The 15,474-nt window shown below is 47.7% G+C and carries 14 protein-coding genes; 7 read left to right on the forward strand and 7 right to left on the reverse strand.

The features are described from left to right. Positions 1 to 43 precede the first annotated feature (43 nt). Positions 44 to 910, forward strand: a complete 867-nt coding sequence (locus GEV47_RS15905) for a peptidase (protein ID WP_153235923.1) — start codon at positions 44 to 46, stop codon at positions 908 to 910. A 71-nt stretch (positions 911 to 981) separates the two neighbouring features. Here GEV47_RS15905 and purM read toward each other — a convergent pair whose 3' ends face one another. Beyond that, on the reverse strand, positions 982 to 2,025 hold the full coding sequence (gene purM / locus GEV47_RS15910; RefSeq protein WP_153235771.1) for a phosphoribosylformylglycinamidine cyclo-ligase: 1,044 nt from the start codon (positions 2,023 to 2,025) through the stop codon (positions 982 to 984). Between the two features lie 176 nt (positions 2,026 to 2,201). On the opposite strand from purM, the gene GEV47_RS15915 reads away from it, so the two are divergent. The 6 genes from GEV47_RS15915 to panB all read left to right on the forward strand — a co-directional run bounded on the left by GEV47_RS15915 (position 2,202) and on the right by panB (position 7,726). After that, positions 2,202 to 3,290, forward strand: coding sequence for an AI-2E family transporter (locus GEV47_RS15915; RefSeq protein ID WP_153235772.1), 1,089 nt, complete (start codon positions 2,202 to 2,204; stop codon positions 3,288 to 3,290). A gap of 119 nt (positions 3,291 to 3,409) precedes the next feature. Beyond that, a complete protein-coding gene (gene hda / locus GEV47_RS15920) occupies positions 3,410 to 4,192 on the forward strand; it encodes a DnaA regulatory inactivator Hda (protein WP_153235773.1) in 783 nt (260 codons plus the stop codon). Positions 4,193 to 4,216: 24 nt separating this feature from the next. Then, entirely contained in the window at positions 4,217 to 4,888 is a 672-nt protein-coding gene (locus GEV47_RS15925) for a histidinol-phosphatase (protein ID WP_153235774.1), read from the forward strand. 23 nt (positions 4,889 to 4,911) lie between these two features. Then, entirely contained in the window at positions 4,912 to 6,306 is a 1,395-nt protein-coding gene (pcnB, locus tag GEV47_RS15930; protein WP_153235775.1) for a polynucleotide adenylyltransferase PcnB, read from the forward strand. 5 nt (positions 6,307 to 6,311) lie between these two features. Next, positions 6,312 to 6,806 carry a 2-amino-4-hydroxy-6-hydroxymethyldihydropteridine diphosphokinase gene (gene folK / locus GEV47_RS15935; RefSeq protein WP_322741671.1) on the forward strand — a complete coding sequence of 165 codons (495 nt, stop codon included), beginning with the start codon at positions 6,312 to 6,314 and terminating at the stop codon, positions 6,804 to 6,806. Between the two features lie 80 nt (positions 6,807 to 6,886). After that, positions 6,887 to 7,726 carry a 3-methyl-2-oxobutanoate hydroxymethyltransferase gene (gene panB, locus GEV47_RS15940; protein WP_153235776.1) on the forward strand — a complete coding sequence of 280 codons (840 nt, stop codon included), beginning with the start codon at positions 6,887 to 6,889 and terminating at the stop codon, positions 7,724 to 7,726. A gap of 97 nt (positions 7,727 to 7,823) precedes the next feature. Here the strand turns inward: panB and can are convergent, their stop codons facing one another. From can to ycaO, 6 genes are all read right to left on the reverse strand, one after another. Next, the gene (gene can, locus GEV47_RS15945) at positions 7,824 to 8,513 is read right to left on the reverse strand and encodes a carbonate dehydratase (RefSeq protein ID WP_153235777.1); all 690 of its coding nucleotides are present in this window, start codon (positions 8,511 to 8,513) and stop codon (positions 7,824 to 7,826) included. 146 nt (positions 8,514 to 8,659) lie between these two features. Continuing rightward, positions 8,660 to 9,268 (reverse strand): chalcone isomerase family protein, encoded by a 609-nt coding sequence (locus tag GEV47_RS15950; RefSeq protein WP_228124754.1) that lies wholly within the window; start codon positions 9,266 to 9,268, stop codon positions 8,660 to 8,662. Positions 9,269 to 9,474: 206 nt separating this feature from the next. Next, a complete protein-coding gene (dnaJ, locus tag GEV47_RS15955; protein WP_153235778.1) occupies positions 9,475 to 10,599 on the reverse strand; it encodes a molecular chaperone DnaJ in 1,125 nt (374 codons plus the stop codon). Between the two features lie 229 nt (positions 10,600 to 10,828). Beyond that, the gene (dnaK, locus tag GEV47_RS15960) at positions 10,829 to 12,769 is read right to left on the reverse strand and encodes a molecular chaperone DnaK (protein ID WP_153235779.1); all 1,941 of its coding nucleotides are present in this window, start codon (positions 12,767 to 12,769) and stop codon (positions 10,829 to 10,831) included. Positions 12,770 to 12,894: 125 nt separating this feature from the next. Then, entirely contained in the window at positions 12,895 to 13,392 is a 498-nt protein-coding gene (gene grpE, locus GEV47_RS15965; RefSeq protein ID WP_153235926.1) for a nucleotide exchange factor GrpE, read from the reverse strand. 258 nt (positions 13,393 to 13,650) lie between these two features. Beyond that, on the reverse strand, positions 13,651 to 15,396 hold the full coding sequence (gene ycaO / locus GEV47_RS15970) for a 30S ribosomal protein S12 methylthiotransferase accessory factor YcaO (protein WP_153235780.1): 1,746 nt from the start codon (positions 15,394 to 15,396) through the stop codon (positions 13,651 to 13,653). Positions 15,397 to 15,474: the final 78 nt, after the last annotated feature.

Here is a 15,474-nt window from a genome sequence, read left to right on the forward strand (position 1 = left end):
TGTAAAATCCAGCTTGTTTTTCCTCATAATTTCCTTTTACACCATGACTTATTGCGTTGCCATGCGCCTCGATGCGGGGTTAGTTTTTTTATCCGATTCACGTACCAATGCCGGCGTAGATCATGTTGGTACTACCCGCAAAATGACGGTGTATGAGAATCCTGGCGAACGTATGCTGGTGCTGATGACATCGGGCAATTTGTCGATTTCCCAATCTATTAAGCAAATCATTTCCGAGCGCACCAACGCTGATGGCAAAAACATCTGGACTGCCAATACCATGTTTGAGGCTGCACAAATTGTTGGTGAGGCAGTACGCAGCGTGCATGAGCGCGACACAGGTGCGTTTGAAAAATTTGGGATTGATTTTAATGTCGGTATTATTTTTGGCGGCCAGATCAAAGGCGAACGCTGTCGCTTGTTCCAGATTTATTCCGCAGGCAATTTCATCGAAGTGCAGGATGCCAATCCTTACTTCCAGATTGGTGAAGCCAAATATGGCAAACCCATCATAGATCGTATTATTAGTAGCAAAACACCGTTAGACACCGCTGCAAAATGTGCGCTACTGTCAATGAATTCGACCTTACGCTCCAATATTTCGGTCGGCATGCCCCTGGATTTATTGGTTTACGGCGCAGATGAACTGGCGATCACACGCTTCGTTTCTATTGATGAAAAAAATCAATATTACAAAGACATCGTGGAAGACTGGGCCACCAAAATGAAAGAAATCTTCAATAGTGTCGCCGATCCGGAATGGAGTAACGGCGACGCTGCCAGTAATTTAATCGTAGAAAAAGATGTCGGACAATCGCTGGTGACGACAGCACCCGAAGCTATTGCAACGAACATTCAAGCTAAGCCGATACAGACATTAGCCCAAGGAATTAATACTGAGCAGTCTTAAGCGTTTTTAAGCTGCCCCAACAAAAAATGCCGCTCAATATTGAGCGGCATTTTTGTTAAAGCGTACTTACATCACAATACGATAGTTTGCGCTTCGCCTTCTGCCCGCGCGCGAACTTCCCCAATAGTGAAGACGGTTTCGCCAGCTGCTTCCAATTGTGCGCGTGCTGCTTCTGCGTTTTCTTTAGCGACGATCACCGTCATACCAATACCGCAATTGAAGACGCGATGCATTTCAGCATCGGCAACACCGCCGTTTTGTTGCAACCATGTGAATAATGGCGGCATGGTCCAGGTGTTGTGATCCAGAACAGCGGTCAAGTGATCTTGCAATACACGCGGAATGTTTTCAACCAAGCCACCGCCGGTGATGTGCACCATGCCTTTGACTTCGATTGTTTCCATCAAAGCCAGCAACGGCTTGACGTAAATCCGGGTTGGCTCCATCAAGACATCGGCTAGTTTACGGCCGTGGAAGTCGCCCTCCAAATCCGGTTTAGCGATTTCGATAATTTTACGTACCAACGAATAACCGTTGGAATGCGCGCCCGACGATGCCAAGCCCAAAATCACGTCACCCGGCACGATTTTGCTGCCGTCGATCAGTTTTGATTTCTCGACTGCGCCAACGGCAAAACCAGCCAGATCATATTCGCCATCTGGATACATGGTTGGCATTTCCGCCGTTTCGCCGCCCAGCAATGCACAACCGGCCTGCTCACAACCTTTGGCAATACCTTTGATCACATCGGTTGCACTAGCCACGTCGAGCTTGCCACAACCGAAATAGTCCAGGAAAAACAACGGTTCTGCGCCTTGTACCAGAATGTCATTCACACTCATCGCGACCAAATCTATCCCAACCGTATCATGACGATTAAGCATGAAAGCCAGTTTCAATTTGGTTCCTACACCGTCAGTGCCAGAAACCAACACAGGATCTTTGAATTTTTTACTTAACTCAAACAATCCGCCAAAACCACCAAGACCGCCCATCACGCCTTCACGCATGGTACGTTTGGCAAATGGCTTGATGGCTTCGACTAAAGCATCTCCGGCGTCCATATCAACGCCGGCGTCACGATAAGAAAGGGAAACATTGGATGGTGAAGTCATATTATGTTTGATGTAATGAGTAAATGAAGAGTAAAGAAGGAGTAAATGGGAGCAGAGGCGGTAAAATAGGGAGTTTTATAAGCACATGTTAAATATGCAACAAACCGTTATCCGTAAGCTTTACTCGTACGCCAAACCGCCATTTTATCAAACTGATCCACTAATCTAGCGCATCCATGCCATTTTCTTTTACTGATGATCAAAAACAGTCCATGCTGTGGTGTGGCATTGGCATCTTATTAGTAGCCTTGCTGGTGACTTTAGGGCCTATCATGACCCCATTTGTCGCTTCGGCAATTCTGGCTTACGCCTTAAATCCCGGGGTTGATTGGCTGGCGCGTCGCAAGATCGGTAAATATGTCATTCCGCGCACAGTGGCAGTAATCATCGTGATACTTTTGTTTCTATTCGCGATATCGGCGATCATTTTGATTGTTGTTCCGGTGTTACGCAAAGAAATCCCGCTGTTGCAAAATCAGATCCCGGTTTTTTTGATTAAGCTGAATGAATTGATTGGACCACACTTAGAAGCCTTCGGTATTCATCTCCAACTTGACGGGGCTGGTATCAAAACCCTGCTGACTAAACAACTGTCCACCAGTGGCGAAGAGATCTGGGGATCGGTATTAGCATCGGTAAAAGTCGGCGGTACCGCGGTGCTAGGCTGGATTACGACAATATTATTAGTACCTATCGTCTTGTTTTATTTGTTGTTGGATTGGCATAGCTTCCTACAGAAGTTCGAAAAAATGGTGCCGCGTCGCTGGCAAAATAAAACCAGCGGCATGGCGGGAGAAGTCGACAGCCTGCTGGCCCAGTATTTACGCGGTCAATTGCTGGTAATGCTGACCCTGGCGATTTACTATTCGGTCGGACTAGCCATTGCCGGATTTGATGTAGCGCTGCCAGTTGGTATCATCACGGGCTTGCTGGTATTTATTCCTTACCTTGGTTTTGGACTCGGTTTAATCCTCGCATTGATTGCCGCGATACTGCAATTTGATGGTTTCAGTGGGTTGATCGCTGTAGCAATCGTGTACGGTATCGGTCAAGTGCTGGAAAGTTTTATCCTGACACCGCGCTTAGTCGGCGAACGCATCGGTTTGCACCCATTAGTGGTGATTTTTGCGTTGATGGCGTTTGGTCAATTGTTTGGCTTTGTAGGTATTTTGCTGGCGCTGCCCGCTTCGGCGATTATGTCGGTAGTAGTCAGGCATCTGCGCGCGCATTATTTGAGCAGCAGTTTTTATCAGCAATCCCAATAGTATCGTTTAAAGAAATTAAGTATGTCAAAAAACTGTTTAAACCCCGTGCCGCAGGCAATATTGCTGAAGCAACAACGCATAATCAGTTTTGGTGGCATACGTAGCATGCAAAGTAATAAATGAGACAGCTACTGTTAGACATTACCAGCGACGATGCGCAAACACTGGATACATTCGTGGTTGGACACAATCAGGAAGTTTTACAGTTTTTGCAGCAACTGACGTCAGCCTCTGCACCCAATGCAGTCATCGCCCCACAAGATCGTATGGTCTATGTCTGGGGCGAGTCCGGTGCTGGGAAAAGCCATTTACTGCAGGCCCTGGCTGGCACTGGCAGCACGAAAGCGCATCTGATTAGCGCGGCCGATCTGAACGCACGCCATGCCAATCATATTGATCATTATGATGCCGCATACAGCGCCAGCCAATTCCACTTTTCACCCGAAGACCATGGTTATCTGATCGACGACTGCGATCAGCTATCACCGCAAGATCAAATCGAGGCTTTTGCGTTGTTCAATCAAATTCGCGACTATGGCAATGGCGGCTGGCTAATCACCAGCGGTGCACAACCGCCGTCAGAATTGATTTCTATCGTGCGCGAAGATTTACGCACGCGTTTGGGTTGGGGACTGATTTATCAATTGCATAGTTTGGGTGACGAAGAAAAAATCGCCACCTTGACACAAGCAGCGCTGGCCCGCGGCCTGAACTTATCGCCCGGTGTGTTACCGTATCTGATTACGCATTTCCGGCGCGATATGCGCTCATTGATGGCAAAATTAGATGAGCTTGATCATTATTCGCTAGAAACCCAGCGCCCGATTACACTACCGTTATTACGCAATTTGCTGCAACAAGAGCAATCTGAACAACCTGAGTCGGCGGATAAACCGCTTTAAAAATATCGCATTAAAAATACCATTATGAATTTAGCCTTATTTGATCTTGACCACACGTTGCTGCCTATCGATTCCGATTATGAGTGGGGCCAATTTTTAGTCCGCATCAAAGCTGTCGATCCGGATGCTTTCGAGAAAAGCAATGCCGAATGGTTTGCCCAATATCAGGCTGGCACGCTGGACCCAGTGAAATACCTGGAATTTACGTTCGGCACATTATCGAAATTCCCACGCAAGCAACTCGACGCCTGGCATGAACAATTCATGAAAGAAGTGATACTGCCGAAAATCACACCGCAAGCACTCGATCTGTTACAACAACATCATGATGCCGGCGATTTGGTTGCCATCGTCACTGCCACCAATAGTTTTGTGACAGAGCCAATTGCCAAAGCACTCGGCGTCGATTTCTTGCTCGCCACCGATCCGGAAACCACCGATGCTGGCGAAATCACTGGTAAGCTAGGCAATGAGCCGACGTATGGTCCGGGCAAAGTCTTCCATACCAAAGCATGGTTAGAAACGATGGACATGACACTGGACAGTTTCGACAAAACTTTTTTTTACAGCGACTCGCACAATGACTTACCGTTAATGATGTTAGTCACTGACCCGATCGCCACCAATCCGAATGCCAAGCTGGAAGCACATGCCGAACAACATGGCTGGGTGATTCTTAATCTGTTCGATAAATAAAACCATAAGAAAAATATCAAGCAATGATCAAAAAGTTCATCCGCTCCATCCTCGGCACAAAAAAGAAAGCGGCCAGTAACGATGCCACTAAGCCGACGGTGCTCAGCGCCAAGCAACACGGAATAGATCCGAAGCTGGTGTCGCCAAACGCGATTCGTGTGACCAGCACCTTACAAGAAGCTGGCTTCAAAGCGTTCATCGTCGGTGGCGCAGTACGCGATTTGCTGTTGGGAGTTAAACCCAAAGATTTCGACGTTGCTACGAATGCCACGCCGGAGCAGGTTCGACGCTTGTTCCGGCGCGCTTTCATCATTGGCAAACGATTTCAAATCGTGCATGTGATGTTCGGGCAAGAACTGATAGAGGTAACCACGTTCCGTGGCGCTTCGTCTGCTGGCGCCGTGAAAGATGAGCATGGCCGCGTGTTGCGCGATAACACTTTCGGCGAACAGCATGAAGACGCGGTACGGCGCGACTTCACCATCAACGCCATGTATTACGATCCTAGCAGCGAAACTGTTTTGGACTATCACGGCGGGATCGCGGATATTCGTGCCAAAACTTTGCGCATCATCGGTGTGCCAGAAGAACGCTATCGCGAAGATCCCGTGCGGATGTTGCGTATTGTGCGTTTTGCTGCCAAGTTGAAATTCGAGATTGAACCGCATACCCGCGAACCGATCCCGGTGATGGCGGCCTTGATTAATAACGTCCCCAGTGCACGTCTGTTCGATGAAATGATCAAGCTGCTCATGAGTGGTCATGCGTTAGCCTGCCTACAGCAGTTACGCAAAGAAGGTTTGCATCACGGTTTGCTACCACTGTTAGATGTGGTGCTGGAACAGCCATTGGGCGAAAAATTCGTCACGCTGGCGCTGTCCAATACCGATCTGCGTGTGCAACAAGGCAAGCCAGTCTCACCCGGATTTTTATTTGCATCACTGTTGTGGCATCAGGTTTTGGAAAAATGGAATGCCTACAAAAAGGCTGGAGAATTTCCTATTCCCGCATTGCATCTGGCTGCTGATGATGTGCTGGACGCACAAACCGATAAGCTGGCATTGCAACGTAAAATCGCTTCCGATATGCGCGATATCTGGGCCATGCAACCGCGCTTTGAGCGCCGTGTCGGAAAATCGCCTTACAAATTATTAGAGCATCTACGCCTGCGTGCCGGTTATGATTTTCTGCTGTTGCGTTGCGCTTCAGGTGAAATCGATAGTGAAATTGGCGAATGGTGGACCGCCTTCATGGAAGGCGATGGCACGCAACGTGAAATCTTGATCGCACAAAAGCCAAAAGTAAAAGACGAAGTTGCAGCGCCGAAAAAACGCGCACGACGTCGTAGCCCACGCAGCAAAGCTGGCACGACAGATGCGGCAAAAAGCAGCAACGATGGCAATCAGGATGGCGCATAGTTGTGGTGAATAAGAATACGCAACACCCAATCACCGCCTACATTGGCATCGGTGCCAATCTGGGCAATGCACCTGCACAAGTCGCCAGTGCGATAATCCAACTGGCCGCCATCCCGCAGACCAGCTTGCATGCGCAATCGTCTTTGTTTCGCAGTGCACCTATAGACTCCAGCGGTGATGATTACATCAACGCAGTCGCTTGCCTGCATACCCACTTAACAGCGCAGGCTTTATTGCAAGCCCTGCAAAACATCGAGCAAGATTTCGGTCGCGAACGCCCCTACTTCAACGCGCCGCGTACGCTTGATTTAGACTTGTTGCTATATGGCTCGACCATCATCAACGATGCCAACTTGATCGTGCCTCACCCGCGCATGTTGCAACGTGCATTTGTGCTGATACCTTTGCTGCAAATTGATCCCTTCATTAGCATACCCGGGCGCGGTGCGGCACATCAGTTTGTGCCGCAAGTTGCTGATCAGGTGATCGCCAAGATATAAAGACGCTCGATTTATCTCTTCTCCCGCAGGCGGGACAAGGGCTTACTTGAGAATGTGGTTTTTCAATCGGAGAATAAAGTATGGCCGCTTATTTACAAGATGCCGATGGCAGCACAACTGCATCACGCACCAAACCCGTAACACTGCCGACACTGCAAAACATGCGTCAAAAGGGTGAAAAAATCACCATGCTAACCAGCTACGACGCCAGCTTTACTGCTTTACTTGATCGCTGCGGTGTCGACACGATATTGATCGGTGATTCGCTCGGCATGGTCTGCCAGGGCCATAACTCCACCTTGCCAGTCACGCTGCAAGACGTCGTTTATCACACCGCCAGCGTGGCGCGTGGGAATCGCACTGCGTTCATTTTGGCTGACCTGCCGTTCGGTACTTACGGCACACCAGAAAGCGCGTTTGCCAACGCCGTACAGTTAATTCAGGCTGGTGCGCAAATGGTCAAACTGGAAGGTGGTGCATGGCTCGCCCCTACCGTACGTTTTCTGACTGAACGCGCGATTCCAGTTTGTGCCCACCTTGGCTTAACGCCGCAATCGGTACATCAAATGGGTGGTTACAAAGTACAAGGGAAAACCAATCAAGCTGCGGAACAATTAAAAGCAGATGCTTTGGCACTACAGAATGCCGGTGCCGAAATGCTGGTCCTGGAAGCGATTCCAGCCACTTTGGCAAAAGAAGTAACCGACATGCTCACGATCACCACAATAGGTATTGGTGCCGGCCCGGATTGCTCAGGACAAGTGTTGGTGCTGCATGATTTACTCGGCGTTTTCCCTGGCCATAAAGCACGCTTCGTGAAAAATTTCATGGAAGGACAAACTAGCATAGACGCGGCGGTTACGGCTTATGTTGCGGCTGTAAAAGATGGTTCATTCCCCGCGCCAGAGCATTGTTTTTGATGGTTTGATCCTACACTGCACTCACTTTTTCATAAAAAAAATCGCCAATCTGAAAATTCAAATTGGCGATTTTTTATGAAACAAATAAAACTATCCGTTATTCGGAAACTGCACCTTCAGACTCTTCATAACGCTTCAAGCCACAAGCCATCGCCTGCATCAACTCATCTGGGCCGCTGACTGTAACGCCCAAATCACGCAACAAGCCATCCTGCACTCCATACACCCAGCTGTGAATTGTCAAAGGCTGGCCGCGCTCCCATGCATCTTGTACGATAGTCGTCATACAAACATTGACGACTTGCTCCATCGAGTTGAGTTCACATAAGCGGTCATGGCGCACTTTTTCCGGCAGCGCTTCGCCCAAATAACGTTCATGCTTTTGCTGCACATCCTGCACATGGCGTAACCAGTTATCGGCCAAACCGACACGACGCTTAGTCAATGCCGCGTGAACACCGGAACAACCGTAATGCCCCACTACAAAAACATGCTTAACTTTCAGTACATCTACTGCAAATTGCAGCACCGACAAACAGTTCAAATCACTGTGCGACACCACATTGGCGATATTGCGATGAACGAACAATTCACCCGGCAACAAGCCCAATAGCTCATTGGCTGGCACACGACTATCAGAGCAACCTATCCAGAAATAATCTGGTGACTGCTGAGCTGCCAGTGTTTTGAAAAACTCAGGGTCGCGCGCGATGTTAGCCGCAGCCCATTTTTGATTGCTCTCAAAGAGTTGTTCTCGGGTTAAAACGTTTTTGTGTTTTTCTAACATGAGGTTCCGTTTAAAATATGCCTACGATTTACATAGTAGCGTTAATGGCGTTTTCGCCAACTATGCTTTTCATTGACCATCATTTTAGCGAAACTTGTAGAGTGGCATGCAGTTTTATCTGAATACCACTCATTACTGAAGTTTTTTTAAGCCGCTCCGCCCAGTAATGACACCTTCAATTTGCTATCCGCAGGTTTGTCGCCCAACCAGATTTTCAACAAAGCATTGTAAAAAGTTATGCCAGTAAGAACGCCTCCCACTTTTTTACCATTCACTTGCATGGTTGTACCAACTGCAGGATCCCAGTCGGCAACAATATTGTCGCCTTTTTTCAATTCGGGGATCGTGGCAAACAATTCACCAAATTTGGTGAGCTGATCTATCATTTTTGCTGCGTCCGCTCTATCGGTATTCTTGCGAATTCCCTCCAGAAAAGCGCGACTAAAATCCTCGCTGTCGATATCGCGCAGCATCACCAGACTAATTCGACGTGGGCCTGCTTCGTTGATGACATCAGTTGTTGTCGTCTTTTTTTCCGGTAGATACAGTGCCGCTGTATACACTTTGAAAATCACTTTATAGCGTATCCCCGCACCGTTCAATTGCAAATCACGATTGCCGACATGCGCGGTTTCATTGATTTTGACACCAGCTACATCCAACGCAAATGCGGTTGATGCAACGGCCATCATTGATAATAAACAGGCAATACTTACTGCACGTTTCACATTGCAATTGCGCTTCATCAATCCCATTTTTTGTCTCCAAGATAGCTATTTTTATAATAAATACACGGTATTTAATGCAATTTCCGTGCTACGTATGAGAATAGGGGTGCAAGAGAAATAATGCAACTAGGGAATTATTTCACCATTGCTACGTTCACCAGATTGGAAAAGAAAAAGCCGCCAACCCTTACGGATTGACGGCTTTCTTAAAGAAGCATTTGAGCATCCACTACTTACTCAAAAAATTCCTTCACTTTATCCATCCAGCCCTTACTTTGCGGACTATGTTTTGCTCCACCTTCGGTCGTCAGCACATCAAAGTCACGCAGCAATGTTTTTTGCTTGTCGCTTAATTTGACTGGCGTTTCGACTACGACATGACAGAACAAATCGCCAGCAAATCCTGAACGCACACCTTTGATACCTTTGCTGCGCAAACGGAATGTTTTTCCTGATTGCGTTCCTTCAGGCACCGTGAACGATACTTTGCCATCAAGAGTCGGTACCTCAATCTCGCCACCCAATGCCGCTTTGGCAAACGAAATTGGCATCTCACAATGTAAGTCATCGCCTTCGCGCTGGAATACTGCATGCGGTTTGATGTGGATTTCCACATACAAATCACCTGGAGGACCGCCGTTCATGCCAGGCTCACCGTTGCCGGATGAACGTATGCGCATGCCATCATCGATCCCCGCAGGAATTTTGACTTCCAATGTCTTGTTGCGTTTGATGCGACCAGCACCCGCGCAAGATGTGCATGGATCGGCAATGATCTTGCCGTTGCCATGACATTTAGGACAGGTTTGTTGAATACTAAAGAAACCTTGCTGCATTCTAACTTGACCATGACCACCGCAAGTCGGGCAAGTTACCGGCTCAGTGCCTGGTTTTGCGCCGCTACCATGACATGGCTCGCAGGCATCCCACGACGGCACGCGTATCGTCGTGTCAAAGCCGTGTGCAGCCTGATTTAAGGTAATCTCAAGGTTGTAACGCAAGTCCGCGCCACGGTACACCTGTGGTCCGCCACGGCTGCCGCCACGTGCGCCACCACCAAAAATGTCGCCGAAGATGTCGCCAAACGCATCGGCAAAACCACCTCCGCCACTACCGCCTCCTCCCATATTGGGATCGACGCCAGCATGACCATAACTGTCATAGGCTTCACGCTTCTGCGGATCGGACAACATCTCATAGGCTTCTTTCGCCTCTTTGAATTTATCCTCAGCGCCTTTGCTATCCGGATTGCGATCCGGATGGTATTTCATTGCGAGCTTGCGATACGACTTCTTAATTTCTTCGTCAGAAGCGTTTTTCGCAACGCCTAAAATCTCATAAAAATCACGTTTCGCCATGTTTTGGCACCCTCTAATTTATTTCATTTTCAGATCATTTGTGAACGCGACGGAGACTCGCAGACATTACTTTAGTAAGGCAAGAGTCGACAACAAAGTGCGCGAATGATATGAAAATGAAATTAAGCGAAAACGCCGGACAGAGCATCCAGGGATGACATCTGTCCGGCGTACATAACGAAGCAAACGTATCAGTTAATAAATACTAGTGCTGCTTCGCCTGATAGTTTTACTTCTTATCGTCTTCGCGTTTCACTTCTTTGAAGTCCGCATCAACAACATCATCTTCTGGCTTGGCTTCGTGTGCACCAGCGCCTTCAGCGCCACCAGCTGCTGCTTGCTGTGCTTGCGCATCAGCGTACATTTTCTCGCCAAGTTTTTGCGATGCTTCACCCAAGGCGGCAGTTTTGTTGTCGATAGCGGCTTTATCGCTACCTTTCAACGCTTCTTCCAATTCCTTGATCGCCGCTTCGATTTTTTCTTTCTCTGCAGCTTCCAGCTTGTCACCGTATTCAGTCAATGACTTCTTAGTCGAATGGACTAATGCATCACCTTGATTACGTGCTTCGGCAGTTTCTTTCAACTTTTTGTCTTCTTCCGCGTTCAACTCGGCATCACGCACCATTTGTTCGATTTCAGCTTCGCTCAGACCTGAGTTGGCTTTGATGGTGATTTTGTTTTCTTTACCGGTTGCTTTATCTTTCGCGCCAACATGCAAAATACCATTGGCATCGATGTCGAAAGTAACTTCAATTTGTGGTGTTCCACGTGATGCTGGTGGAATGCCTTCCAGATTGAATTCGCCCAAACCTTTATTTCCGGCAGCCATTTCGCGCTCACCCTGGAACACTTTGATGGTTACTGCTGGCTGATTGTCGTCCGCTGTCGAAAACACTTGGCTGAACTTGGTTGGGATGGTCGTATTTTTCTTGATCATCTTGGTCATCACGCCGCCCATGGTTTCGATACCTAGAGACAGTGGTGTCACGTCCAACAACAACAAGTCTTTACGATCACCCGACAAGACCGAACCTTGAATCGCGGCACCAACTGCCACCGCTTCATCTGGATTCACATCTTTACGAGCGTCTTTACCAAAAAATTCTTTAACTTTTTCTTGCACTTTAGGCATACGAGTCATACCACCGACCAAAATGATGTCGTCGATGTCAGAAACTTTTACGCCTGCATCTTTGATCGCAATACGGCAAGGCTCGATGGTTTTTTCGATCAGCTCTTCAACCAATGATTCCAATTTCGCACGTGTCATTTTCAAATTCAAATGCACCGGTGCGCCATTAGCCATCGCGATGTAAGGCTCGTTGATTTCGGTTTGCTGCGATGACGACAGTTCAATTTTTGCGCGCTCAGCAGACGCTTTAATGCGTTGCAATGCAATCGCATCTTTGCCCAAGTCGATACCGTTGATTTTCTTGAATTCATCCAAGATGTAATCAATGATGCGTTGGTCAAAATCTTCACCGCCGAGGAATGTATCGCCGTTGGTCGATAACACTTCGAACTGCTTTTCACCGTCAACGTCAGCGATTTCAATGATCGACACGTCAAACGTACCGCCACCCAAGTCATACACCGCAATTTTGCGGTCTGTCTTGTCGGCTTTGTCCATACCGAAAGCCAATGCTGCTGCAGTTGGTTCGTTGATGATGCGCTTGACATCCAAGCCAGCGATACGGCCAGCATCTTTGGTTGCCTGACGTTGTGCATCGTTAAAGTAAGCAGGTACGGTGATAACCGCTTCAGTTACTTCTTCACCGAGGTAATCTTCTGCAGTTTTTTTCATTTTCCGCAGTACTTCTGCAGAAACTTGCTGTGGTGCCAATTTATTTTCACGCACACCAATCCATGCATCGCCGTTCTCGGCGGCAACGATCTGGTATGGCATCAGTTGAATATCTTTTTGTACTTCTTTTTCAGCGAATTTACGGCCGATCAAACGTTTGGCGGCGTAAATTGTGTTTTTCGGATTGGTGACAGCCTGGCGTTTAGCCGGTGCGCCAACCAGAATTTCGCCGTCTTCTTGATAGGCGATGATAGATGGCGTAGTACGCGCACCCTCTGCATTTTCAATGACTTTTGGCTGACCATTTTCAATGACTGATACACAAGAATTGGTGGTACCCAAATCAATACCGATAATTTTACCCATGATAATGTCCTTTATTTATTGAAATAATGAAATTTTGATGTATTCAATATTGGGAGAAAAATGTGACTTTCAAGCGTTTTTTTCGTAAAAAACCATCATTTTTCTGTGTTTTTTGCTGTTTTTGCTTATTTACCCTGTGCCACTGTAACCAAAGCAGGGCGCAATAAACGATCGGAAATCGTGTAGCCCTTTTGCAGTACGTTCACCACGGTATTGGCTTCCTGTTCCGCCGGCACCATCGAAACGGCCTGGTGCTTCATCGGATCCAGTTTTTCGCCAACCGCAGGGGAAACTTCCAACAAACGATGCTTTTCAAACGCTGAAGCCAATTGCTTCAATGTCATTTCTACGCCCTCTTTTAAAGAATCTACAGATGACGTTTCCTGCTTCAGCGCCATTTCCAAATTATCTTTGACTGGCACCAAAACTTCGGCAAAGCTTTCAATCGCAAATTTGCTGGCGCGAGCGATATCTTCTTGCGCGCGACGACGGATATTTTCCGCATCCGCTTTGGCGCGTAAAAATGCATCTTGCATTTCTGCTATTTTTGTCTGTGCTGCGGCCAATTCAATTTCCAGTGGCGATTCAGTCGTCACTTTCTCTTGTTCGGCGAGGATGTCCATTTCCGTTTGCTCGATTTCATCGGCTAGCAGATCGCTGTGTTTTTTCGTGTGTGGCATGCAATATCTCCAAAAATCAATGACTTAACGATGTTTAAATAAGCTATGGAGGGGAAAGTGGGGCTATTCCCCTACATTTTCAAGGGGTATGCAGTGCGATGTTAGTGCTACTCACAAAAAACACAAAAACACAGCCAATAGCAAGAAATCCCTGTTGCCTTTGTTTTCGTGTATTCGTGGATATTACGCTAACTGTGAAACTTAGGCTTTCTCGTGTTTCCACTTCGCAGCTTGCACTTTGGCGTACGCCGCCAACCAACGCTGATGCATATCACAGCCCTCCAGATTCAAACCAGGTGACTTAATGCCGAAAAAGCGTTGTTCGCGGTTCAACAATGCGCGTGCCTCTTGCACTGTAGCGACGCCATATAAATGTTCTAAAGCTGCACGATAAGGCGCATCGTCGCTCAATTTGATCATGCTCTCAATGCAACGATACACCAGCTGACGTGCCGGGCTGATTTGATTGAAATGGCGTATCCAGTCGCAGCCTTCCAAAATCGCATCGCGATCACCGATAGCCAGTGCCAACAGTGTCTTCAGCTCGCCCACGCGCAGTTCTTTCCAGAGTGTATCTACATCCGCTACCAATCCCACCAAAGCCGCAACCGGGCGCTGATCCGATAAACCGAGCTCAATTATTTCGCCCAATAAATCACTGCACTCTTCTTCATCCAGGTCGGATAAATACAAAATCGGTTCGCGAATGCCGTTACCGACGCTGACATTATCCCATTCCAAATCTTCGATCGGATAAATCTCTGACATGCCCGGCACCAAGATGCGGCAGGCATACACGCCCAGATGATCGAAATCGGCGATATAAATATCATGGCCTTCTTTGTGGATCGCCGCTATCGACCAGGCATAATCCTCTGCCGTTGTCGTACCAAAATTCCAATCGTGGAAAGGGAAATCTGCGGTTTTACCATCGCGCAGGAAATTCCAGCTGATGATACCGCTGGAATCGACGAAGTGAATTTCCAGATTTTGTGGATGAGCGATTTCATCCAGATCAAAACCCGGCTCAGGGAAGCCAGCCAGATCATTCAGTGCGCGGCCTTGCAGTAATTCTGTCAATGCGCGTTCTAACGCCACTTCAAAACGTGGATGAGCGCCAAAACTGGCGAAGCAACCTTGATCTTGCGGATGCAGCAAGGTGACGTTCATTACTGGATATTTGCCGCCCAGCGAAGCGTCTTTGACCAAAATGCCGAAACCGGCATCACGTAAGGCTTTGATACCTGCTGCGATTTTCGGGTAACGGGCGATGACTTCTTCCGGCACATCCGGCAAGCACAAGCCGTCTTTGATAATTTTAAATTTGACGTCACGCTCAAAAATTTCCGACAATGCCTGGGTACGTGCTTCAGCTTGCGTATTACCAGCCGACATACCGTTACTGGCGTAAAGATTACCAATAATATTAACTGGGAACCACACCGTTTCACCGTCACGCTGACGGACATAGGGAATCGCGCAAATACCGCGTTCTTCATTGCCAGAATTATAATCAACCAAGGTACTGGCATCGACCGTACCTTCTGGATTGTAAAATTTTTGTAATGCCGGCGTCAGCAAGCCTTCTGGCCAGGTTTCAAATTCTTCATTAAGTTTGAACCATTTTTCGCGTGGGTAATGGACAAACTCACCATTCGCCACTTTTTCTCCCAGATAAAAATGTGTCCAGAAATAATTGCAGGACAAGCGCTCAAAAAACTCACCCAGGGCACTGGCACGCGACGCTTGTTCCGATGCACCTTTACCGTTAGTAAACAGTAATGGACAATCGCGGTCACGAACGTGCACCGACCAGCAACCATCAACCGGATTAAGCCAGGATTTCTCTTCAATATGAAATCCCAGCGCTTCCAATTTTGCTTGCATAGAATTGATAGACGACTCCAGCGAGGCGTCTTTGCCCGGAATGAAATGTTCTGTTGTCATGGCGAGCCCTAGGAAAGTGGAAGGAATGGGTAATACGCGGGGCACAATTTGCATGCAAAAACATTAACAGTCAATGCG

Origin of the sequence: Glaciimonas soli (assembly GCF_009497155.1) — a bacterium.
GTDB classification, from domain to species: Bacteria; Pseudomonadota; Gammaproteobacteria; order Burkholderiales; family Burkholderiaceae_D; genus Glaciimonas; species Glaciimonas soli.